The following is a 23288-nucleotide window of genomic DNA, read 5'->3' as shown; positions in this document are numbered from 1 at the left end:
CCAAAATTCTCACAATCAATGCAAAAACAGTTTCGCATCGCCCTTTTATCCTTACTGGCTGCCGGCGCAGCTACGCTCCCGGCCGCCGCGCAAGGCGTACCCGTAAGCAGCAATTTCTTCGGCGTCAACTACTGGTATAGCCAGCCCAATGCCACCATCACGGCTGACCTGAACAACGCTAATATGAAAATTTACCGCCTCGGCGGGGAAGAGTTGAACCGAAACACCAGCACATCGCGTGACTGGTCGGTAAAAGAAAACTGGCTGCCGTCAGTGAACTACATCAAGAATAGCCTCAATGGCGAACCGCTAGTGCAATTGTCCATCAACCTGACTGATGCGCAGGTAACTACTTGGGTCAACTACTTCACAAGCAACGGCGTGAGCTATTTTGCCATTGGCAACGAGGCCGACCCCTCGCCCGACCAAATGAGCTTGACCGACTGGGTAACCAACAACAAACCCTATCTGGGACTGAGCTACTACGGGTTCCGCGACCGGTTCAAGGCTATAGCACGACTGGTGAAGCAGGCCAACAACAACTGTAAAATTATTGGGGGCGACTTCCGCCTGTTTTATGACCAGCCAATCTCGCTGTATTACTCCAACTTTATCAGCGACGTGGGCGATGAGTATGTGACGGTCGGCACACGTAAGATTCCGCTGCTCGACACCTTTTCATTTCATTACTACGACAGCCAAGGCAATCGTGAGCAAGTACTCACCAGCCGATTTGATGCCATCCAGGGCTATCTGGATAATGTAAATACCACCCGTCACAACATCGATGCGACCTGGACCGACCTGCGCATGGCCGTGACTGAAGTGAACACCGAAGCCAATGGCACCAGCGTTTGGAAACCTTACAGTTTCACCGCCGGCCAGTTTGTGGCAACGATGACTAAGCTGGCCTTGGCTAAAAGAGCCTTCTGCGTAACGCCATGGAGTATTTTTGAACACGACGGCGACCACGGCGCTACCGATTTCTCGCTTTACAACCCCGATAACTCTCGTCGCTCAACCATGCACCACTTCGCCCTGCTGAGCCAGAACAAGCGGGCCAACTACATGCCAGGCGACCAAGAAACCAACGCCAGCTACTCCAAAGATGACCTGGTGTTTCTGGGCATGCGCGATGCCACTGGCTACACCGTACTCCTGATGAATAACTCGGGGACCTCCCGCACCTACAGCATCTCGCTCGACAATACTTACCGGGGCACGGCCTCGGCCCGCATCAAGTTGGAAGGCTACACCGGCGTTTCGACTGACCTGCGCACTGGCACCATTAGCGGCCATATGAGCATTCTCTACCGCCTCACAGCGGCGGGCACCTACGAAGCAAAAACCTACTACGACGACAACGACGCGGCCCCTGTACTGCAACGGCCCACGGCTCTGGCGGCCACCGCCGGACCAGCGACGGCCGCTGTTGCTCTTTACCCCAACCCCACCACCGGCAGTTTCGCCCTCGATGGGCTAGCCGGACCGGTAGAAGTGGTGCTGCGTAGCCTAACAGGCCAGCAGGTGCTACGGCAGCAGCAGGCCGCTACCACGCCGGTTGATATCAGCCGCCTGGCTGCTGGCACGTATATGCTCACGGTGACGACCGGGGCAGGTGAAGTGTTGCGCCAAAAGGTGACGAAACAATAAATCAGAATCACCTATCATCTTGAGCATTCTGCAATTAAAGCAGCATACTCAAGATGATAGGTGGCTTACGGTGACGGGCAAATCAGCTGCCCGTAGACTGCCGAGCGAACAGTGTAGACTCTAGCACTACGCTTTGAGTGGACAGCACGGCTTTCTTCTTTTCTACGGCGCGAAGCAGGATTTTGGCAGCTTCGCGACCAATGTCGTAAGCAGGCTGGGTGATGGTGGACAGCGGCGGGTCGAGCAGCGCAGCGGCTTCGAGGTTGGAAAAGCCGATGATTTTCACGTCCTCCGGGATGCGGCGCTGCAGCTCATGACACACGCGGTAGGCGCTGATGGCTAGACGCTCAACTGAGGCAAAAATGCCGTCGATGTCGGGCCGGCGCAGTAGCAGTTCCCGGATGAGGGCCACGTTCTGCTCGTTGTCCATCACACCGCTCATTACCAGGTCCGGGTCGGGGGCCTGGTCGTTGGCCGTTAGGGCATCGAGGTAGCCCTGGTGGCGAAACTGGCCGATGGAAAGGTTGTTGGAAATGAGCAGGTGGGCAATAGTGCGGCAACCGGCCTGAATAAGGTGCTCGGTGGCCTGATAGCCGCTTTCGTAGTCGTTGGTGGTGACTTTAGCCGTTTCAATTTCGGCGCACACCCGGTCGAAAAACACGATGGGAATATTGGCGTCCTTCAGGCTACGAAGGTGGGCAAAGTCCTGCGTGCCGCTGGCCACCGACATGAGTAAGCCATCGACCCGCCCGCCCTTCAAATGCTGCACAATGGACATCTCGCGCTCGTAGTCATCGTGTGTGAGGTAAATGAGGACGTGGTAGCCGCTCTGGCGGGCCGCCTCCTCAATTCCGTTGATGGCGAGGGCAAAAAAATGGTTGGCCACCTTCGGAATGACCACCCCGATGGTTTTGCTGATGTTGCGGCGCAAGCTGCTGGCGTAAGCATTGGGCTCGTAGTGCAAGGCACTGGCCAAGGCCCGCACCCGCACTTTGGTGGCTTCCGATACTTCGTGGCTATCCCGCAATGCCCTGGAAACCGTGGCAATAGACAGATTTAACTGCTCAGACAGCGACTTGAGGTTCACAGGCGTCATGGCAGGAAAGAGATTAAGCAAAAACGAGAAAAAGGCAACTTGCTACAAAGATTAGCGAACGCGCAGTATATACAAACCTAACAGTTAACAACCGGAAAAGGAAGGGTTTCAGTCTATCTACCGAAAACGTTTGCGTAAATAAAGGATTGTGGTTTAGGTGTAATCGCCCGGAAGAATCCAGTACTTCGCAGAGCAGACGACGGGGTAAGTCCCCACTGACCAGGCTAGCGGGCCCGTTGCGGCCCCACTCTACTGCCAGCCTCGGCCCGCTGCGTTCCCACCATCGTCACAAACCCCACCCTCACATGACGGACAATTTACGAACCGATTATCGGCGTTACCTGCGGCCCCTGTTGCTGCTGCCTGCGCTGAGCATGGGCCTGAGCGCCCCCACCTTCGCTTTTGCTCACTTGGCAGCGCCAAGCGGGATAAAGGCTGATATTACCATCACCGGCCGCATCGTGGACGAGAAAGGCATGGCCATTCCCGGTGTCAACGTCATCGTGAAAGGCACCACCAACGGCACTCAGACCGATGTGGACGGCCGCTACACCATCAAGGCTGCCGACAATGCGACCCTGGTTTTCACCTTCGTGGGCTACACGGCCAAGGAGGAGGCAGTAAACGGGCGCACGAGCATCAGCAACTCGCTCGTACCGGATGCCAAGGCACTGGAAGAAGTAGTGGTAGTAGGCTACGGTGTGCAGGAGAAAAAACTTCTGGCCACGTCTATCTCCTCTATTTCGGCCAAGCAGGTTGAGCTGATTCCGGTGGCCTCGCCCTCCGAGGCCTTGGTGGGCCTGGTGGCCGGCGCCCAGATTACGGAGCCTTCGGGCGAGCCCGGCCAGGGTGCGGTGATTCGCGTGCGCGGTCTGGGCTCGATTTCGGCTGGCAACAACCCACTTTACGTGGTGGACGGCTATCCGCTCAACAGCCCCGATAACTACAACCAGATTCCGCCCGGCGACATCCAGAGCATCCAGATTTTGAAAGATGCAGCGGCCTGCGCCATCTACGGCTCGCGCGGCGGCAACGGCATTGTGATTGTGACGACCAAACATGGCGCCAACAACGGCAAAACCAAGTTTAACTTCAGCGCTAACAGCGGTATTCAGCAGGTGGCTAAGAAGGTAGACGTACTGAACCGAGACCAGTACCTGAGCTACGTAAAAGACGCTTACGCCAACGCCGGCCAAACCCTGCCGCTGGGCCTGGGCAACGACCCCAGCACCTACGCCGATACCGACTGGCAGAACGAGATTTTTCAGACCGGTGTGCAGCAGAACTATCAGCTCTCGGCCTCGGGCGGTTCGGAAAAAAACCAGTTCTATGTATCGGGCGGCTATTTCAATCAGAAAGGCATCACCATCGGGACGGGCTTTGAGCGGTTCTCGCTGCGCGCCAACTACGATGCTCAACTGAGCCCCAAGTTGAAGCTTGGCCTGAACCTGGCGCCTTCGTATAGCCGCACCGACGTGCGCCCTATCTCGGGCAGCTACAACGGCGGCAACATTTCGGGCGGCAGCGCACCAGGTGGCGAAACGGCTGCCGTCACCACGGCCCTCATCATCTCGCCCTTGGTGCCTACCCGCCTGGCCAACGGCGATTACGGCCTGCTTAGCAACTCGGTGCTAAATCCCAACGGCACGGCGGGCATTTCCATTGCCGACCTGCTGAACCCCGTAGCCCCACTAGAGCTTTACCAGGACCGCACCAACTCGGTGCGGGCGCTAAGCTCTACCTACCTCGACTTTGAGCCTGTGAAGGGCCTGCACCTGCGCACCAACCTTGGTGCCGAACTCATCAACAACCGCCGGGGCATTTATGTACCGGCCACGCTGCCCACCAACAATGCCCGCACGGCTAACATCACGAAGCCGGTGCTCAGCAACATCGACGCCCGGCAACTCAATAACACCAACCTGAACTGGGTGTGGGAAAATACTGCTTCGTATGCCCGCAACTTCGGTCCCGACCACAGCGTGACCCTGCTGGCTGGCTACGCTGCTCAATACAACCAGAACGAGAGCAGCAACGTGTTGGGGCAGACCGGTACCTACACCAACACCAGCGTGGACTATGTGACCGGTGCCGGCCAGATTTTTGGCGGCGCAGGCTTCTCGGCCAACTCGCTGACCTCGGTGTTCGGCCGCCTCGACTACGCATTCAAGGAGCGCTACATTTTAACGGCCGCACTGCGTACCGATGGCTCCTCGCGCTTCGGCCCCGACAACCGCTATGCTACTTTCCCTTCGGTGGCCCTGGCCTGGCGGGCCGGCGAAGAAACGTTTATCAAACAAATCCCAGCCATCAGCGAGTTGAAATTCCGGGGGAGCTACGGCGTGACCGGCAACAACAACATCGGCGACTACAACTACCAGAGCTACCAGACGGCCGCCAACTATTCATTTGGGGTGAACACCGGCACCCGCTCCTTCGGCTTCTCGCCCAACGGTGTAGCCATCCGCAATTTGGGCTGGGAAACCAACACCCAGTTTGATGCCGGCTTCGACCTTGGCTTGTTCAAGGACCGCATCTACCTGACCGTGGCCGCTTACCAGCGCAACACCACCGACCTGCTGCTGAACCAGAACATCCCGGCCGTGCTGGGCTACGCCACCCGCGCCCTGGCCAACGTAGGCGAGGTACGCAACCGCGGCTTGGAATTTCAGCTGAACACCGCCAATATTCAAGGCGACAAATTTACCTGGAGCACCTCGGCCAACTTGTCCGTTAACCGCAATATGGTGATTGCCCTGGCTGGCCAAAACGACCAGCTGCTCTACGACGCCGTATTTGGCTACACCAGCTCCATTCGGGTAGTGGCCGGCCAGCCGCTCGGCCTGTTCTATGGCTACACCCAGGAGGGCGTGTATTTGAATCAGGCCGACGTGGACGCCAGCCCGAAATGGGCAGCTGGTGCCACCGTGCCAGGCGATATCAAGTACAAGGACATCAACGGCGACGGCAAGATTGACACGAACGACATCGGCATCGTGGGCAACCCTTTCCCGAAATTTACCTACGGCCTGCAAAACACCTTCGGCTACAAATCATTATCGTTGGGCATCACGCTGCAAGGCTCGCAGGGCAACGACGTCCTCAACGCCGCCGACCGGTACGTGAACAACTTCCCCGGCCTGTCCAACGCCCGTACCGACGTATTGAACCGCTGGCGCTCGCCAGAGGAGCCCGGTGATGGCATGACGCCCCGCGTGTCGCGCGCTTCGTCGTCGTCGCTTACCCAGTTCAGCTCCCGCCAGGTGCACGATGCCTCGTTCCTGCGCATTCGCAATGTGACCCTGCGTTACAACCTGCCAACCGAGCTGGTGAAAAAGGCTTCGATGCAGAGCGCCAGCATTTACGCTGCAGCTCAGAACCTGTACACCTTCACCAAATACTTCGGCTACAACCCCGAAGCCAACAACTACGGCAACACCACCACGCCTACTTACGGCGTCGACCAGGGTTCTTATCCCATGGCTCGTACCATCACGCTTGGCGTTACCGTCGGCTTCTAGCTTTTAGTTGTCAGTTGCTCGTTGTCAGTTGTTAGCGCAACGGCAGAACGAGCAACTGGCAACGAGCAACTGACAACTAACTCTCTGACTCATCCCCACCATGACTTTCAAAAATATACTCACGGGCGCTGGTTTTGCCGCCTTGCTGGGCTCGGCCTCCATGGGCTTGAGCTCGTGCAAAAAGGACTTCATCGACCTTAACGACCCCACCCGCATTCCGACCACCGAAGGCTACACCGACTCGCTGAGCATCCTGAACGGTGTGACGGCAGCCTACGCCGGCCTGCAGGACATCTACGGCAAATCGGGTTCGAACAACGGCCTGTATGTGTTCTCGGAAATCCCTTCCGACAATGCCACCACCGTAATTTCGGGCCAGTTGCTGAACGAGTTTGACTTCTTCGGCATCACCACCAGCAACCCACGCCTGCAAAGCCAGTGGGTGGTAACCTACCGCACTATTGCCCGTGCCAACGTGGTACTGGCCCGTGCCGGCGGCGTGAAGCTGACGGCCGCCACCCGCGCTCGCTACGCTGCCGAGGTGAAATTTATCCGAGCGCTTTCGTACTTCAATGCAGTGCGCATCTGGGGTGCAATACCGCTCGTGACCAGCGAGATTGCTACTATCCCTGATGCCTACACCTATGGCCGCACGCCGGTCACGCAGGTATATGCCCAGATTGAGAAAGACCTGACCGATGCCATTGCCGACCTGCCTGCCACCGTGCCAGCCGCCGAGCTAGGCCGCGTTACCAAAAGCGCCGCGCAAGGACTGCTGGGCAAAGTGTACCTCACCGAAACGAAATACAGCGACGCTGCCACTATCCTCAACACGGTTATCACGAGCAACGCCTATGCGCTGCAGGCCACTTACGCCAACATCTTCTCGATTACGAACGAGATGAACAGCGAAATCCTGTTTGCTGTGCGCTACTCGAAAGGGGCACTGGGCGTCGGCAGTCCCTTTGCCAACAACTTCGCTACTGCTTCGAGCCTGGTGGGCGGTATTGGCACTTCCGACCAATTTTTTACCTTGCATAAGGGCCTGGTTGATGCCTTCACGGCCAGTGGTGCCACCGACGTACGGGGCGCAGCTTCCTACGGCACCGGCACTGTGGGCAGCACCACGGTGTACTACACCAAAAAGTATACGGATACGCCTACGGCCTCGCTCGATGCTGAAAACGACTGGATTGTGCTCCGCTACGCCGACGTACTGCTGATGTACGCCGAAGCCGTGAACGAAACCAGCGGCCCCAGCGCCGCCGCCCTGGAAGCCGTGAACAAGGTTATCCGCCGCTCGCGCAACCTGCCCGTGGGCACCCTCGCCCCCACCGTAGACCTGCCCGCTACCACTACAGCTGCCGTGCTGCGCGACCGCATCGAGCTGGAGCGCCGCCTGGAGCTGAACATGGAAGGCCACCGCTGGTTCGACCTGGTGCGTACCGGCCGCGCCATTCCGGTGATGACTGCTTACATCGCGCAGTACACCATTCGGCCAAACAATGCCACGACGGGCAACCTCGTAATGATTGACACGCACAACCTGGTGTTCCCGCTACCCATTCAGGAAATCCAGACCAATTCTATTCTGACCCAGAACCCGGGCTACAACTAATGAATTGGTGAGATGGCGAGGTGGTGAGCCGCGCGTAGTACCCGTTACAGCCTCTGCAAGGGCTGGGGGCTGCCGCCTCACTGCCTCGCCATTTTTTCACTCGGTTTCCGCCATCTTTTTCCTTTGATAATGACCAACCCTAACCCGATGAAAATGCTGCTGCTGGCCCTTGTGCTGAGCGTGGCCGGTATCTGCACTGGCTCCTCGGCCCACGCCCAAACCAGCCTGATTCAGAATGCTCCGGGCCACCGCGTACTTAGCCTTAACGGCAGCTGGAACTACATCATCGACCCGTACGAAAACGGCTTTTACGACTACCGTCGCGAGGCATTTGACAAATCGGCCAGTGGCAAGGGCGGCTACTACGATAACCAGAAGCCTAGCAATGCCCAGGAAACCGAGCTGATTGAGTACGACTTCGACCACTCGCCTGCCCTGCAAATCCCCGGCGACTGGAACTCGCAGGACCCCAAGCTGCTCTACTACGAAGGCACTGTTTGGTTCAAGAAGAGCTTTACGCTGGTACCAAAGGCTGGAAAGCGCTATTTCCTATACTTCGGGGCCATCAATTACGAGTCGCACATCTACTTGAACGGCAAGAAGCTAGGCATGCACAAGGGCGGTTTCACGCCCATTCAATACGACATCACCAGCCAGCTGAGCGCCACCGGCGACAACTTTGTGGTGGTGAAGGCCGATAATACCCGACACGCCGAGGAAGTCCCAACCATCAACACCGACTGGTGGAACTACGGCGGCATTACCCGCGACGTGTTCGTGGCCGAAACGCCTGAGACCTTCATCGTGGACTTCAAGGTGCAGCTGGCCAAAAACGACCCCACCAAACTCATGGGCTACGTGCAGCTCGACGGAGCCGGCAAAGCCAGCCAGACCGTGACGCTGAACATTGCCGAGGCCGGCATCAAGCAAACCCTGAAAACCGATGCCGACGGCCACGCCGCATTCAGCCTGCCAGCCAAGAAGCTGAAGCTGTGGTCGCCACTGAGCCCCAAGCTCTACGCAGTGAGCTTCAGCAACGGCACGGAAACGGTGCAGGACCGCATCGGCTTCCGCACCATTCAGACGCAGGGCCAGGATATTCTGCTCAATGGCAAGTCCATCTTCATGCGCGGCATCTCCATCCACGACGAAAACCCGCTGATACCGGGCCGCGCCCGTAGCGAGGGCGACCTGCGCATGCTCCTGACCTGGGCCAAAGAACTGGGCTGCAACTACGTGCGCCTAGCCCACTACCCGCACAACGAAACCATGCTGAAGCTAGCCGACGAAATGGGCCTGCTGGTGTGGGCCGAAGTACCCGTGTACTGGACCATTGCCTGGCAAAACCCCGCTACTTACCAAAATGCCGAAATCCAGCTCTCAGACCTGATTTCGATGGGTAAGAACCGCGCTAGTGTGGTCGTATGGTCTGTCGGCAATGAAACTCCGCTCAGCGACCCACGCCTGAAATTTATGACCAGCCTTGTGAAAAAGGCCCGCGCCTTGGATGATACCCGCCTGATTGCGGCCGCCCTGGAGCTGCACCGCACCCCTGACTTTGTGATACATGTGGACGACCAGCTGGGTGAATTCCTGGACCTGACCAGCTTCAATGAGTACGTGGGCTGGTACTGGGGCGGTAGCCCCAGCGAAATTTCCAAATACAAGTTCGACATCAAGTATAACAAGCCGGTGGTCATCAGCGAATTTGGTGGCGACGCGCTGGCTGGCTACCACGGCACCGCCGAAACCCGCTGGAGCGAGGAGTACCAGGAGTCGCTCTACGTGAACCAAATCAAGCTGCTGAGCACCATTCAGGGCCTACGCGGCATGACGCCCTGGATTCTGGCCGACTTCCGTGCCACGCGCCGCCAGCACCCGGTATATCAGAATGGCTTCAACCGCAAGGGCTTGATTTCGAGCACCGGTGTGAAGAAAAAGGCTTTTTACGTGCTGCAAGAATACTACCGCCAGCAAGCGGCTAAATACGACACCGGGAAATAAATGAGAAAGCAACTTTTCCATTCGCCGCCCCCATCCCTTCGGACTGGAGTTTTGATGGCCGCGCTGCTCCTGGGCCTCACCGCTCGGGCCCAGACCCGCGACAGCGCCGAGTATACCCTGCGCGTAGCCGCTAAAAAAACCATCAATAATTCTTCAATCGACGGCAAGGCGGGCTTTTCGGAGTATAAAAACTACCCCACCCGTACTATTGCCACGCTGCAAGGATTTGCCCCGGCTGCGGTGAAACTGGACAAGTACGGGGGGCGGCTGGATAAGAAGACCAAGGCTACTGGCTTCTTCCACGTCAAGAAAATAGACGGCCGCTGGTGGGCCGTGGACCCCGACGGCTACTACTACCTGCACAACGCCCCAAACGACGTGCAGCCCGGCAGCTCGGAGCGCACCCAAAAAGCGCTCAAAGACAAGTACACCGACCGTGCCGGCTGGATGGCTGCCACCCGCAAGTTCCTTCTTGCCAACGGCTTCAACGGCGCAGGGGCGTGGTCGGCCACCAAGGAGATTCAGGCGGAGAATGCCAAAGCTGACCAGCCGCTGGCCTACACCATCAACCTGGATTTCATGAGCAAGTACGGGGACAAGCGCGGCGGCACCTACGTGCAGCCCGGCCACAAAGGCTACCCGAACGACGTGATTTTTGCCTTCGACCCCGGCTTTGAAGAGTACGTAGCCGAGCGCGCCAAGGAACTGGCTCAAAACAAGAATGACAAAAACCTCTTCGGCTACTTCTCCGACAACGAGATGCCGCTGCTGCGTAAAAACCTCGATGGCTACCTGAAGCTGCCCGTGACCGAGCCTGGCTACATAGCTGCCAAAAAGTGGACCGACGAGCGCAACATCACTCTTGAAACCATTACCGACCAGAACCGGCAGGATTTCCTGGCCTACGCCGCCGACCGCTACTTCTCCATTGTGGCCAAGGCCATGAAGAAGTACGACCCCAACCACATGTACCTCGGCTGCCGTTTCCACGGTGCCCAGCGCTACTACCCCGAGCTGATGAAGGTGGCCGGCAAGTACCTCGATGCCGTGAGCATAAACTACTATAATAACTGGACTCCCGAAAAACGCTGGGTAGCGGAGTGGGAACAAACCGCCGGCAAGCCCTTCATCGTGACGGAATGGTATGTGAAGGGCGAGGACTCTCCCGGCCTAGCCAATACCGCCGGCGCCGGCTGGGTGGTAAAAACCCAGGCCGACCGCGGGATATTTTACCAGAATTTCACGCTGGGCTTGCTGGAATCGAAGAATTGCATCGGTTGGCACTGGTTCAAATACCAGGATAATGACCCAACTATCGTGGGCGCCGAGCCCTCGAATACCAACGCCAACAAGGGCATTGTAGACAACTACCTAGAACCTTACACACCCATGCTCGACAAGATGCGCGAACTGAACCAGCAGATGTATCACCTGGCCGATTTCTTCGACCAGCGCCAGCCGCAGTAAGGCTGCAACGGGGCGTCTCATCATCCGCGTCGTTCACTGCTCATCATTCACTGAATCGTTTAATGATGAGACGCCCGTATGCGTCTCTACTGCGCACACCTGGCCCACCGCCTCATGAAACCGCCCCAGTTGCTCCTGCTGAAAATGCTGCTACTGGCCCTGCTGCCAGCGACTGGAGTTCGGGCACAAGCTTTGAAGCCGCGCCTGCGCCAAATGGTGACGCCGCCCGCACAAAAGGAGAAGTTTCTGTTGTACCTGCTCATCGGGCAGTCGAACATGGCCGGGCGCGGCCTGGTGGAAGCCGAGGACACCGTCCCCAACCAGCGTGTGCTGCGTCTGAACCGGGCCGGACAGTGGGAAGTGGCCAAAGACCCCATTCATTTCGATAAGGCCGTGGCGGCCGTGGGGCCGGGCCTCACCTTTGGCCGGCTGATGGCAGCGCAGGATGCCAGCATCACCATTGGTTTGATTCCCTGCGCCGTGGGTGGTTCGGGCATTGCTGCGTGGGCGCCCGGTGTCTACTTCGCCGACACCCAAACTCACCCCTACGACGACGCCCTGGCCCGCGCCAGAACGGCCATGCATACGGGTACCCTAGCCGGCATCATCTGGAACCAGGGCGAGACAGATAGCAACTCCGAAAAAAGCGCCGTGTATGAGCAGAAGCTGAAAGCCCTGATTGAGCAGCTGCGCACCGATTTACAAGCGCCCACCGTGCCCTTTGTGGCCGGGCAGCTGCCCGATTTTCAGATTAACAAGATTGGGGCTGATAGCCAACTGCACCTGAACGAAGCCGCCCAGCGCATCAACCAAGCTGTGGCGGAACTGCAAAAGCGGGTGTCCAACTATACCTACATCACCGCCGAAGGCACAGCTGATATCGGCGACCATGTCCATTTCAATGCGGCTTCGGCCCGCCTGCTGGGGCTGCGCTATGCTACTGCTATGCGGCGGCTGCAAGGCAAAATCAGCGGCCAGAAATAGCCTCACGCTTCCACTATTTATTCCTTCATCCGCATGGCCCGTTCAAAATCCGTCCTTCTTTTTGGTGCCCTGAGCTTGAGCCTGGGGTTGCTGACGCAATGCAGCAAAACGGAAGAAGCACCTGCCGTAGCAAACGTCCCCGTACGCGTCGGGCCTTTGCGCGAGCTGGCGCCGTTCCCAATGGGAGCCGCCGTTAATGTGAGCCTGCTGCGTAGCCGGGCAGCTTACCAGGGCGTGATGACAACCGAATACAACAGTATTACGGCTGAAAACTCCATGAAATTCGGGGCACTTCACCCATCGGCCACCACCTACAACTGGACCGATGCCGACTACCTGGTGAGCTTTGCCCAACAAAACAAGATGCGCGTGCACGGCCATACGCTGCTGTGGTACACCTCGCTGCCAACCTGGGTTACGTCATTTTCGGGCGACTCCACGGCTTGGGAAGACCTGATGCGCAGCCACATCCAGACAGTGATGACTCACTTTAAAGGACAGGTAGCTTCCTGGGATGTGGTGAACGAGGCCATCGACGACGCAGGGGCGCTACGCAACAGCGTGTGGCGCCAGCACCTCGGCGACCGGTACATCGACCGTGCCTTCCAGTACGCCCGCGCCGCCGACCCCACCGCGTTACTCTTCTACAACGACTATGGTAACGAGTACAGTACGGCCCGCCGCACGGGCATTATCAATTTGGTGACGGCCCTGAAAAGCCGGGGCGTGCCCATCGACGGCATCGGCCTGCAAATGCATACCAGCAGCAACACCTCCGACGCCAACATTGCCAATGCCATTAACACAGCGGCGGCTACTGGCCTGAAGGTGCACGTGTCCGAACTCGACATCTCGATGAACCCCAGCTTCACGGCTACCACCACTTTCACGGCAAGCTTGGCCGCCGCTCAGAAAGTGAAGTATAAAGCCTTGGTAATGGCCTACAAAGCGCTGCCTGCGGCCCAGCGCCACGGCATCACTACCTGGAACGTGAGCGACGCTGACACGTGGCGGCGCGGTTACTGCAGCTGCCCCGAATGGCCCCTGCCCTTCGACGACAACTACGCCAAAAAACCTGCTTACGACGGCATAGTCGAAGCTTTGCAATAAGCTGCGCCGCCCTTCACACCGACGTACTTCATCTACCAATTTCAAAAAATACCGTTACTTCTGTGCTTACCTGGCGGCTGCTAGCCGTTGAAGCGCCACTTCAAACAGCATCCCCGGCACTGCGCCTCACGATATGGTGGGAACGTACAGTTGAGGCCGGCCGGAGCGGCTGTGGCTGGTGGCCGCCAGTGCTCAGAAATTCTTTTTTCAGCCACGATGCTGGCTTTTTTCAAATCCTGAATGACTCGTTTGTTTTACAAACCACTCCTGTTGATGGGCCTGCTACTGCCCGGCACCACTGCCCTGGCCCAAACCAAAACCGCTGCCCCAACCGCAACCAATGCCAGCATTGAGCAGCGCGTGGCAGCCCTGCTCGCCCAAATGACCTTGGAAGAAAAAGTGGGCCAGCTCAACCAATACTCCGGCCGCGAAGTGACCGGCCCGGCCAGCGACCGCAAAAACACCTTGCTCACCAGCATCAGCAGTGGTAAAGTGGGCTCGATGCTGAACGTGAAGGGCGTGAAGGACACCCGCGAAATTCAGGCCGAAGCCTTAAAGTCGCGCCTGAAAATTCCGTTGCTATTCAGCCTCGATGTTATCCACGGTTACCAGACCACTTTTCCCATTCCGTTGGGCGAGGCGGCCTCCTGGGACCTCGACGCCATCCGGCTGGGAGCGCACGTGGCGGCGAAGGAAGCGGCGGCATCCGGCATTCACTGGACGTTTGCACCCATGGTCGACATCGGCCGCGACCCGCGCTGGGGCCGCGTGATGGAAGGCGCCGGCGAGGACACCTACCTCGGCTCGCTGATAGCAAAGGCCCGTGTACTGGGCTTTCAGGGTGAGAAGCTGGGAGGCACCGATGCCGTGCTGGCCTGCGCCAAGCACTTCGCCGCCTACGGGGCCCCCATTGGCGGACGCGACTACAACGCGGTTGACCTCAGCCCCCAGCAGCTCTGGGAAACCTACCTGCCGCCGTTTAAAGCTGCCGCCGACGCCGGGGTAGCTACGTTCATGAACTCCTTTAATGCCCTGAACGGCATCCCGGCCACTGGCAACAGCTACCTGCAGCGCGACATCCTGAAAGGCCAGTGGCAGTACCCTGGTTTCGTGGTGAGCGACTGGGCCTCCATTGCCGAGCTAGTGAACTGGGGCTACGCTACCGACAAGAAGGAAGCTGCCCAACAAGCCATTACGGCCGGCTCCGACATGGACATGGAGAGCGATACCTACAGCCAGAACCTGGCCCAGCTGGTGAAGGACGGCAAGGTAAAAATGGACCTCGTAGACGACGCCGTGCGCCGCATTTTGCACAAGAAGTTTGAGCTGGGCCTGTTCGAAGACCCCTATCGCTTCTCGGACGAAAAGCGCGAGAAGCAAGTTCTCGCCGACCCGCAGAACCGCGCCGCTGCCCGCCAGATGGCCCAGAAATCCATGGTGCTGCTGAAGAACGAGAAAGCCACCCTGCCCCTTACCAAGCAGCTGCGCAGCATCGCCCTTATCGGGCCCATTGCCAAAGCCAAGCGCGACCTCAATGGCAGTTGGACTGTGGACACCGACACTACCCGCATCACCTCGCTCTACGACGGCCTGCGCCAGCGCGCCGGCAAAACCACCCAACTGCTCTACGCCAAAGGCTGCGCCGTGGAAGGAGATAGCCGCGCCGGCTTCGACCAGGCCGTGGCCACTGCCCAAAAGGCCGACATCGTCGTGATGGCCGTGGGCGAAGGCTGGAACATGAGCGGCGAAGCTAAGTCGCGCACCGACATCCACCTACCCGGCGTGCAGGAAGAGCTGTTCAAGGCGCTCAGAGCCACCGGCAAGCCCGTGGCCGTCGTGGTTTTCGGTGGCCGTCCGCTGATTTTCGACGCTATTGCCGACCAGGCCGATGCAGTGCTTTTCGCTTGGTGGCCCGGCTCAGAGGGCGGCACCGCGCTGGCCGATGTGCTCTATGGCGACTACAACCCCGCGGGCAAGCTGCCCATCACTTTCCCCCGCAACGTGGGCCAGATTCCCATTGCCTACAACCAGCAGTACAACACTGGCCGCCCCCTCATCAAAGTCAGCGAAACCCGTTACCGCTCGGCTTACATCGATGCGCCCGCCACTCCGCGCTACGCCTTCGGCCACGGCCTGAGTTACACCAGCTTTAAGTATTCAGACTTCAAAATCAGCCGCTCGCAGCTCAAAGCTGGCGAAACGGTACAGGTGAGCTTCACTCTGACTAACACAGGCAAAGTAATCGGCGAGGAAATAGCCCAGCTTTACCTCCGCGACCCCGTAGCCTCCGTTGTGCGCCCGCTCAAGGAGCTCAAGGACTTCCGCAAAATCAGCCTCAAGCCCGGCGAGAGCAAAACCATCACCTTCCCCATTGACAAGGACAAACTGGCCTTCTACAACTCCAAACTGGAATGGGTGGCCGAACCTGGCAAATTCAACCTTATGGTGGGCAGCGCTTCGGACGATATCCGGCTGGAAGGCACGGTGGATTTACTACCCTAAAACACGCCCGTTCCGACCGCCGCAAATGGTCGGATTGGGGCAAACAGTTACCCCCACTACAAGCTCATGTCAACGCCCAATCAATTTTCGTTAGAAGATAAAGTCGTCATTATTACTGGAGCTACCGGGGTACTGGGCGCTTCCATGTCGCTAGCACTGGCCGGGGCCGGGGCCAAAGTGGCCATACTGGGCCGCAACGCTGAGCGCGCCGAAGCCCGAGCCGAAGCCATTCGGGCCATTGGCGGTGAGTGCCTAGTCATTCTGGCCGATGTGCTCGACATGGGCCAGATGAATGCGGCCTGCGACAAAATCATGGATACCTGGGGCCGCATCGATGGCTTGGTAAATGCGGCCGGCGGCAACATGCCCGGCGCTACCGTAACCCCCACCCAGAACCTATTTGATGTGGGCATTGAGGACACTCGCCGGGCAGTAGATTTGAACCTGTTCGGCACCGTTATTCCGACCACCGTCTTCGGGCGCGTGATGGCCGAGCAGGGCAGCGGCTCCATTGTCAATATCTCCTCACTCACGGCGCAACGCCCCCTTACCCGCGTGCTGGGCTACACTCTGGCCAAAACCGCCATCGAAGGCTACACCCGCTGGATGGCCACCGAGCTGGGCCTGCGCTACGGCGGGGGCATCCGCATGAATGCCATTGCGCCGGGCGTGTTTCTCACCGAGCAAAACCACAGCCTGCTCATTGCTGCCGACGGCTCGCACACCGACCGCGCCCGCAAGTTTATCAACCACACGCCCTTCCGCCGCTTCGGCGAGCCGGAGGAGCTGACCGGCACCCTCATCTACCTGCTCAGCAATGCCTCCCGCTTTGTGAATGGCGAAACGGTGGTGGTCGATGGTGGCTTCAATGCCTTCAGTGGCGTCTGATTTTACTTTCTGAACAAGAAGTAAGAACGTCATGTTGAGCGCAGCCGCAGCATCTCGCGTGAGGTAGTAATCCTTTCGATTGGGTTTACTATTGCACGTAAAATGCTGCGGCTGCGCTCGGCATGACGTTTTAATAATTCCTAAAATCCCCAACAGATGCCCATAATTCAAAGCTGGCGCTGGTACGGCCCGAACGACCCCGTGAGCCTCGCCGACATCCGCCAAGCCGGCGCTACCGACGTGGTTTCGGCCCTGCACCACATCCCCAACGGCCAGGTCTGGACCGTGGAAGAAATAAAAAAACGCCAGGAAATCGTGCGCGCCGCCGGCCTGACCTGGAGCGTGGTGGAAAGCGTGCCCGTGCACGAAAACATCAAAACCCGCACCGGACAGTTCGAGCAGTACATCACCAATTACCAGGAGTCGCTGCGCAACTTAGCGGCCTGCGGCATCTTCACGGTGACGTATAATTTCATGCCCGTTCTCGATTGGACGCGCACCGATTTGGCATACGAAGTGGAGGACGGCTCCAAAGCCCTACGCTTCGAGAAAGCTGCTTTTGTGGCCTTCGATACACAGCTGCTCCGCCGCCAGAATGCTGCCCAAGACTACATGCCCGAGGAGTTAGCAAAGGCTGAAACCCGCTTTGCCGCTATGAGCGACGACGAGAAACAGTTGCTCCAGCGCAACATCATTGCCGGCCTGCCGGGCAGCGAGGAGAGCTTCACATTGGAGAAATTTCAACAGGCGCTGGACGCCTACGAAGGCATCGATGCGGCCAAGCTGCGCGAGCACCTGATTCTATTTCTACAGGCCGTGGTGCCGGTGGCCGAGTCAGTGGGTATCAACATGGCTATCCACCCCGATGACCCGCCTTACGCCATCCTGGGCCTGCCACGCGTGGTGAGTACTGCCGACGACGTAGCCGCGCTGGCTGCTGCCGTGCCTTCGCTCAGCAATGGCCTGTGCTTCTGCACTGGCTCCTTCGGTGTACGGGCCGATAATGACTTGCCGAAGATGGTGCAGCAGTTTGCCGAACGTATTCACTTCATCCACCTACGTAGCACCCAGCGCGACGCCGATGGGAATTTCTACGAAGCCAACCACCTGGAAGGCGACGTGGACATGTACGGCGTAATGCGCGAGTTGGTGAAGGTGATGCGCCAGCGCAACACAAGCCTGCCCATGCGCCCCGACCACGGCCACCAGATGCTCGACGACCTGCACAAAAAGACCAATCCCGGCTACTCCGCCATCGGCCGCCTGCGCGGCCTGGCCGAGCTGCGCGGCCTGGAAATGGGCATCAGCCGCAGCCTGTAAAAACGCAGAAAATAACGAGTACCCCGAAGTTTCACTTCGGCGAGCGGTGGCGCAAGGCGTTCAATGCGCGCCGAAGTAAAACTTCGGGGTACTCGTTTCTATACCGGCCACTTTAGGCAGAACCTGCGTATCAAGTAGAAGTCACCATCCCAATAGGCAGCAGTAAAACAGCGTTTTGCCGTTTTGCTGCTGCCTATTCTTCTGCTTATGCTTACCTACGACATCATCATGGTGCTGCTGGGCGTCGCCATTCTGGGCGTCGCGTGGCTGCCGTCACTGCTAGAGAAATACCCGCTTTCTTACCCCATTCTTTACATTCTGCTCGGAATGGGCGTATTCGTGCTGCCCATCAACCTGGTCGATGCCGACCCTCTCGAGCACAAGAAGCTGGTCATGCACTTGTCCGAGCTCTGCGTGATTGTGGCGCTCACGGGCACGGGCTTGAAAATCGACCGGCCGTTTTCGCTGCGGGCTTGGCGCTCGCCGCTGCTGCTGGTACTCGTGCTGATGGTATTTACCATCGCTGGATTGGCCATTGCCGGGTGGTGGGCGGTGGGCCTGGCGCCGGCTTCGGCGCTGCTGCTGGCGGCGTCCCTCGCCCCTACCGACCCCGTGCTGGCTGGCGACGTACAGGTGGGCGACCCCGGCGAGGGCCGCGAAGACAACGTCCGCTTCGCCCTCACCGGCGAGGCCGGGCTGAACGACGGCCTGGCCTTTCCATTCGTGTACCTGGCGCTGGCCCTATTGCCTGCCGCCGCAGCGCCTCTATCCGACCGCGTTGTGCACTGGTTGTGGTTCGATGTGGGCTACCGCATCGGGGCCGGGGTGCTGCTGGGCTGGCTGTCGGGCAAGTTCTTGGCTTACCTGATTTTCAACCTGCCCAAGCGTGTCAGCATCAAAACCGAGGGCTACGGCTTCGTGGCACTGGCCGTCACGCTCACGTCCTACGGCGTCACGGAGTTGGTGCATGGCTACGGCTTTTTGGCGGTTTTCATTGCAGCCATCACATTGCGCGGCCGCGAGCGCAAGCATGAATACCACAAGCTCATGCACGCCTTCACCGACCAGATGGAGCGGCTGTTCATCGTAGCTCTCCTCATCCTGTTGGGCGGCGCCATTGCCAACGGGCTTTTTAACGCCCTCACCTGGCCGGGCGCGGCGCTGGGCATTTTGCTGGTGCTGGTGCTACGCCCGATAGGCGGCATGCTCACGCTGGCCCGCTCAACGCGCATCACCATGGCAGAGCGGCTGGTTATCTCCTTTTTCGGCATCCGAGGCATCGGTTCGGTGTTCTACATCGCCTTCGCCCTGGAGCACGCCGACTTTCCCCAAGCTCGGGAATTGTGGGCTATTCTGGGCTTCACCATGCTGCTGTCCATCACGCTGCACGGCATTATGGCCACGCCCGTTATGAACTGGCTTGACCGTCGCCACGGCCGCAAAACCGCCACGGAGCTGGCGCAGGCTGCTACAGAAGAAGCATCAGTGGCGTAGGCTTGCTGTATAGCCTGCTACGCAGCGCGGCATGACAGCTCAATATGCTGCTTACTTCCCCAGCAAAGCCAGTTGCGCAGTGCTGTCGCTCACGGCATGCAGGGCACGTTGCAGCTCCATATCCTGCTCGCGCAGCACGGTGTAGTATGGCATCAGGCCGTAGGCGCTACGGGCAATGTAGGCCTTTAACTGGTTGCGCAGCAGGGGGGCGCAGCGACGCACAGCGGCCGCATCAGCCTTCACGCCATCCTGTGCGGCCTGGGTGGCCAAGCTGGCCAGCTGGGCGTCCGAAATGCGGAACGTGGCGTTGAACTGCTCAAAGCGCAGGCCTTCCAGCTCGGCCTTATGGGTTTGGTAGAAGAACAGAGCAAAAGCCCGAACCACGCCGTGGCTCAGCAGCTTTGTATAGTAGGCGGAGTGCGCCAGGGAGTCGCGGGGCACAAAGACATCGGGCATGATGCCGCCGCCGCCGTACACCGTGCGGCCGTGGTCAGTACGGAAGCGCAATTCTTTGGTGAAGCGGATGCTGTCAGCCGACTGTAGCTCGCCACGCGCCGAGCGGCCGGATAATTCGGAGGCGTATTCGGCGTAATTAGCACCGTAGGGCTTCTGAATAGAGCGGCCGGCCGGCGTGTAGTAGCGGGCAATGGTAAGGCGCAGCTCGCCGCCGTCGCTCAGGCTGATGGGCTGCTGCACGAGGCCCTTGCCAAACGTGCGACGACCCACGATGATGGCCCGGTCATGGTCTTGCAGGGCACCGGCCACTACTTCAGCCGCCGAGGCGCTGCCTTCGTCCACCAGCACAACCAAAGGGCCCTCTTCAAATTCGCCGGCTATTTTGGCGTAAGTCTGGGAGTCGTACTGCTCGCCCTTGCCGTCAGTATATACGATTTTGCGCGAGCCGGCAATGAATTCGTCGGCCAGCCGCGTGGCGCGGTCGAGATAGCCGCCGGGGTTGCCGCGCAAATCCAGCACGAGGCGCGTGAGGCCCTGGCGGCGCAAGTCGGCCAGTACTGCTTTAAACTCGTCGTACGTGTTTGAAGCGAAGCGGCTAACCTTGATATAACCTGTCTGCTCATCAATCAAATACGCGGCATCAATAGAGGCATTCGCAATGCGGCTGCGTGCAACGCTCAGGCTGATGGGATTGGCCTGATGGCGGCGGCGCAGCACCATGGCTACGCTGCTGCCCCTGGGGCCGCGGAGCAACTGCGTGAGCTGGGTCATGCTCAGGTGTGCGCCCGAAACCCGCTTGCCGCCGAGGCTCAGAATCTGGTCGCCGGGCTGCACGCCGGCCTGCGCAGCCGGACCGCTGCTGAGCGGGGCCACCACCGTCATGGTATCGCGGAAGACGTTGAATTCGATGCCGATGCCGTCGTAATCACTTTGCAGGAAAGAATCGGTCTTTTCGCGGTCGCGGGCCGGGATGTAGACGGAGTGGGGGTCGAGCTTTTCCAGCATCTGCGTCACCGCGTAATCGGCCAGACCTTCGGTGTCTACCGAATCGGCGTAGTCGCGGTCTACGTAGCTAAGTATCTCCTTGAAGCGCAGGTAGCCCCGGGCCGTAGCATCGGGATTATCGGATGAGGGCCGGAAGGGGTTATTCGCTACCAGCATCCCGCAGGCCATGGCCAGTAGCAGCAACGCTCCCTGCCGCAGCCACCCCCGCTGCTGCCGAATAGCAGCTGGGCGACCGTTTTCCGGCGTAGCAGGTGAGGGGACAGACATGCGTTGCGTAAAAGTTATATTGAATAGACTCGACGTATATAGAACTCAAAATTATTGAAATTTTCCCAGTCGCAAGCTGAAAACCAATTTAAGCAAGGCGTTTCATACATAAGTTCAATATTTTGCCATTAAAAAGCAATATGAGTTAGTTGTTAACGGGATATTACAATTATAATAGCGCCATAATCAGGATAAAAATCTATTCAAAATGTATAATTATTTTGATAATATCAGGAGATATTTCCGCTTCTGCCTGCTGATTGCGCAACATCCTTGGTCTCTTCCAGTGTGAGCTGATTAGTTTGCTTATGGTCCAACTACGGCCTCCGGTTGGTGCTGGATTGATAGGGCTTTGAGCCGATTGATTTGTGCGGTGTGGAGTAACAGCCGCCGCGCTCACGGCAGGAGCAGCCTACCAAGGACCACCAATCTCAGCCAATGCTTGCCCACACCGCCGGTCTGGCCGGACCCACGCTGGCGGCCCGGCCGTATCTTTGTAGCCCGCCGGGCAAAGTGCCTGGCTGCTCCCTCCCCTGCTCATGGCCCGCATTCTCGCTATCGACTACGGCAACAAGCGTGTGGGCCTCGCCGTGACCGACCCGCTGGGCATGATTGCCTCGCCTCTGGAAACCATTCACAGCAAGGACCTGCTGACCTACGTGCAGGCCTACCACCAGCGCGACCCGCTCCGAGCCATTGTAGTGGGCATGCCGCGCACCCTGCTCAACGAGCCCACCGACGTGACCAGTGCCGTGGTGGGTCTGTTGCGCACCCTGCGCCGGGCGCTGCCCGAGGTGCCCATCCACGAGCTTGACGAGCGTTTTACCTCGCGCATGGCCCATGCCGCCATGCTGGCCGGTGGCCTTGGCCAAAAGGCCCGCCGCGACAAAGCCACCGTGGACCGTGTGAGCGCAACCTTAATTTTGCAGTCGTTTCTCGAATCCCCACTGATGCGAGAAGTATAGTTATTGGTTGTTTGTTGTCAGTTGTCAGGCTACGGGCCGACAAGTGCCTGCGAACTTCTAACAACTACCCCTAACAACTGACAACGAACAACTGACAACCATTATGATTTACTCCATCGTTGCCATCGGCGACCCCGTCCTCAAGACCAAAGCCAAGAATATCCCCGCCGACCTGCCTGCCGCCGAGCTGCAGCAGCTCATTGCCGACATGTACGAAACCATGTATTCAGCCCACGGCGTGGGTTTGGCCGCGCCCCAGATAGGCAAGGCCGTGCGCCTGTTTGTGATGGACTCGGGTCCGATGGTAGAATTGGACGAGGAAGACCTGGCCGAGCTGGAAGAAGGCGAAGTGCCCGAACAAGGCATCAAGCGCGCCTTCATCAATCCCCAGATGGTGAGCGAAACCGGCGAGGAATGGGGCTTTGAGGAGGGCTGCCTAAGCATTCCCGGAGTGCGCGAGCTGGTGAACCGCCACGCCGACATCGTGCTGCGCTACGAGGACGAAAACCGCCAGGTGCACGAGGAAGCCTTCACGGGCATGGCCGCCCGCGTGATTCAGCACGAGTACGACCACCTGGAAGGAATCCTGTTCACCGATAAGCTTTCCGGCTTCAAAAAGCAATTGCTGAAGGGCAAGCTGGCCCGCATCAGCAAGGGCGATGTGAAGCACGACTACCGAATGAAATTTCCCAGCGACGGCCGGCGGCGGTAGGAGCGGACCGACGCGGACATTTCTTAAGTTATGATATGCAAGCAAAACTGGCATACCTCTTCGGGTGTGCCAGTTTTTTCACTTTATCCATCATATCCCGACAGCCAACAATTTACGTCTGGGCTATTGGAAGCTAGGAAGCTGGGAAAATATCACTTATACAGCAATCGATAGCTTATAAGCCTCCTCAGCCGCACCTGATTTCCGCAGTCGGTTCCGTACCTTG

At 58.6% G+C, this 23288-nt stretch carries 15 protein-coding genes; 13 read left to right on the top strand and 2 right to left on the bottom strand.

All coding sequences use genetic code 11. From position 1 onward, the window contains the following. The first annotated feature begins 18 nt into the window (after positions 1-18). Positions 19-1653 (top strand): T9SS type A sorting domain-containing protein, encoded by a 1635-nt coding sequence (locus J4E00_RS24660; RefSeq protein ID WP_208178042.1) that lies wholly within the window; start codon positions 19-21, stop codon positions 1651-1653. Positions 1654-1735: 82 nt separating this feature from the next. Here J4E00_RS24660 and J4E00_RS24655 read toward each other — a convergent pair whose 3' ends face one another. Next, positions 1736-2749 (bottom strand): LacI family DNA-binding transcriptional regulator, encoded by a 1014-nt coding sequence (locus J4E00_RS24655; RefSeq protein ID WP_208178041.1) that lies wholly within the window; start codon positions 2747-2749, stop codon positions 1736-1738. A 305-nt stretch (positions 2750-3054) separates the two neighbouring features. Here J4E00_RS24655 and J4E00_RS24650 point away from each other — a divergent pair, with 305 nt between their 5' ends. The 10 genes from J4E00_RS24650 to J4E00_RS24605 all read left to right on the top strand — a co-directional run bounded on the left by J4E00_RS24650 (position 3055) and on the right by J4E00_RS24605 (position 19657). Next, entirely contained in the window at positions 3055-6270 is a 3216-nt protein-coding gene (locus J4E00_RS24650) for a SusC/RagA family TonB-linked outer membrane protein (protein WP_208178040.1), read from the top strand. A gap of 100 nt (positions 6271-6370) precedes the next feature. Beyond that, positions 6371-7888, top strand: coding sequence for a RagB/SusD family nutrient uptake outer membrane protein (locus J4E00_RS24645; protein ID WP_208178039.1), 1518 nt, complete (start codon positions 6371-6373; stop codon positions 7886-7888). Positions 7889-8017: 129 nt separating this feature from the next. Further along, on the top strand, positions 8018-9892 hold the full coding sequence (locus tag J4E00_RS24640) for a glycoside hydrolase family 2 protein (protein WP_208178038.1): 1875 nt from the start codon (positions 8018-8020) through the stop codon (positions 9890-9892). Between the two features lie 54 nt (positions 9893-9946). Beyond that, entirely contained in the window at positions 9947-11359 is a 1413-nt protein-coding gene (locus J4E00_RS24635) for a hypothetical protein (protein ID WP_208178037.1), read from the top strand. A 114-nt stretch (positions 11360-11473) separates the two neighbouring features. Further along, positions 11474-12343: a sialate O-acetylesterase gene (locus J4E00_RS24630; RefSeq protein WP_236050138.1), complete on the top strand. Its 870-nt coding sequence runs from the start codon at positions 11474-11476 to the stop codon at positions 12341-12343. A 33-nt stretch (positions 12344-12376) separates the two neighbouring features. Beyond that, a complete protein-coding gene (locus J4E00_RS24625; RefSeq protein WP_208178036.1) occupies positions 12377-13453 on the top strand; it encodes an endo-1,4-beta-xylanase in 1077 nt (358 codons plus the stop codon). 240 nt (positions 13454-13693) lie between these two features. Next, complete coding sequence (gene bglX, locus J4E00_RS24620; RefSeq protein WP_236050137.1) at positions 13694-15955, top strand: beta-glucosidase BglX; 2262 nt, start codon at positions 13694-13696, stop codon at positions 15953-15955. Positions 15956-16021: 66 nt separating this feature from the next. Then, positions 16022-16843: an SDR family oxidoreductase gene (locus J4E00_RS24615; protein ID WP_208178035.1), complete on the top strand. Its 822-nt coding sequence runs from the start codon at positions 16022-16024 to the stop codon at positions 16841-16843. A 156-nt stretch (positions 16844-16999) separates the two neighbouring features. Next, positions 17000-18163: a mannonate dehydratase gene (gene uxuA, locus J4E00_RS24610; RefSeq protein ID WP_208178034.1), complete on the top strand. Its 1164-nt coding sequence runs from the start codon at positions 17000-17002 to the stop codon at positions 18161-18163. Positions 18164-18370: 207 nt separating this feature from the next. Further along, positions 18371-19657: a cation:proton antiporter gene (locus J4E00_RS24605; RefSeq protein ID WP_208178033.1), complete on the top strand. Its 1287-nt coding sequence runs from the start codon at positions 18371-18373 to the stop codon at positions 19655-19657. Between the two features lie 51 nt (positions 19658-19708). Here J4E00_RS24605 and J4E00_RS24600 read toward each other — a convergent pair whose 3' ends face one another. Continuing rightward, positions 19709-21385 (bottom strand): S41 family peptidase, encoded by a 1677-nt coding sequence (locus J4E00_RS24600; protein ID WP_208178032.1) that lies wholly within the window; start codon positions 21383-21385, stop codon positions 19709-19711. A gap of 539 nt (positions 21386-21924) precedes the next feature. Here J4E00_RS24600 and ruvX point away from each other — a divergent pair. After that, positions 21925-22350 (top strand): Holliday junction resolvase RuvX, encoded by a 426-nt coding sequence (ruvX, locus tag J4E00_RS24595; protein ID WP_208178031.1) that lies wholly within the window; start codon positions 21925-21927, stop codon positions 22348-22350. A 103-nt stretch (positions 22351-22453) separates the two neighbouring features. Beyond that, on the top strand, positions 22454-23062 hold the full coding sequence (gene def / locus J4E00_RS24590) for a peptide deformylase (protein ID WP_208178030.1): 609 nt from the start codon (positions 22454-22456) through the stop codon (positions 23060-23062). The last annotated feature ends 226 nt before the right edge of the window (positions 23063-23288 follow it).

It is taken from the genome of Hymenobacter negativus, from assembly GCF_017571495.1.
Classification (GTDB): Bacteria; Bacteroidota; Bacteroidia; order Cytophagales; family Hymenobacteraceae; genus Hymenobacter; species Hymenobacter negativus.
This window is presented reverse-complemented; position numbering and strand designations above follow the sequence as displayed.

Coding starts and splice junctions, on each gene's coding strand:
- def (WP_208178030.1), top strand. CDS start 22,454: ATGATTTACTCCATCGTTGCCATCGGCGACCCCGTCCTCAAGACCAAA.
- J4E00_RS24640 (WP_208178038.1), top strand. CDS start 8,018: ATGACCAACCCTAACCCGATGAAAATGCTGCTGCTGGCCCTTGTGCTG.
- J4E00_RS24630 (WP_236050138.1), top strand. CDS start 11,474: ATGAAACCGCCCCAGTTGCTCCTGCTGAAAATGCTGCTACTGGCCCTG.
- ruvX (WP_208178031.1), top strand. CDS start 21,925: ATGGCCCGCATTCTCGCTATCGACTACGGCAACAAGCGTGTGGGCCTC.
- uxuA (WP_208178034.1), top strand. CDS start 17,000: ATGCCCATAATTCAAAGCTGGCGCTGGTACGGCCCGAACGACCCCGTG.
- J4E00_RS24615 (WP_208178035.1), top strand. CDS start 16,022: ATGTCAACGCCCAATCAATTTTCGTTAGAAGATAAAGTCGTCATTATT.
- J4E00_RS24635 (WP_208178037.1), top strand. CDS start 9,947: ATGGCCGCGCTGCTCCTGGGCCTCACCGCTCGGGCCCAGACCCGCGAC.
- J4E00_RS24625 (WP_208178036.1), top strand. CDS start 12,377: ATGGCCCGTTCAAAATCCGTCCTTCTTTTTGGTGCCCTGAGCTTGAGC.
- J4E00_RS24650 (WP_208178040.1), top strand. CDS start 3,055: ATGACGGACAATTTACGAACCGATTATCGGCGTTACCTGCGGCCCCTG.
- J4E00_RS24645 (WP_208178039.1), top strand. CDS start 6,371: ATGACTTTCAAAAATATACTCACGGGCGCTGGTTTTGCCGCCTTGCTG.
- J4E00_RS24605 (WP_208178033.1), top strand. CDS start 18,371: ATGCTTACCTACGACATCATCATGGTGCTGCTGGGCGTCGCCATTCTG.
- J4E00_RS24600 (WP_208178032.1), bottom strand. CDS start 21,385: ATGTCTGTCCCCTCACCTGCTACGCCGGAAAACGGTCGCCCAGCTGCT.
- bglX (WP_236050137.1), top strand. CDS start 13,694: ATGACTCGTTTGTTTTACAAACCACTCCTGTTGATGGGCCTGCTACTG.
- J4E00_RS24655 (WP_208178041.1), bottom strand. CDS start 2,749: ATGACGCCTGTGAACCTCAAGTCGCTGTCTGAGCAGTTAAATCTGTCT.
- J4E00_RS24660 (WP_208178042.1), top strand. CDS start 19: ATGCAAAAACAGTTTCGCATCGCCCTTTTATCCTTACTGGCTGCCGGC.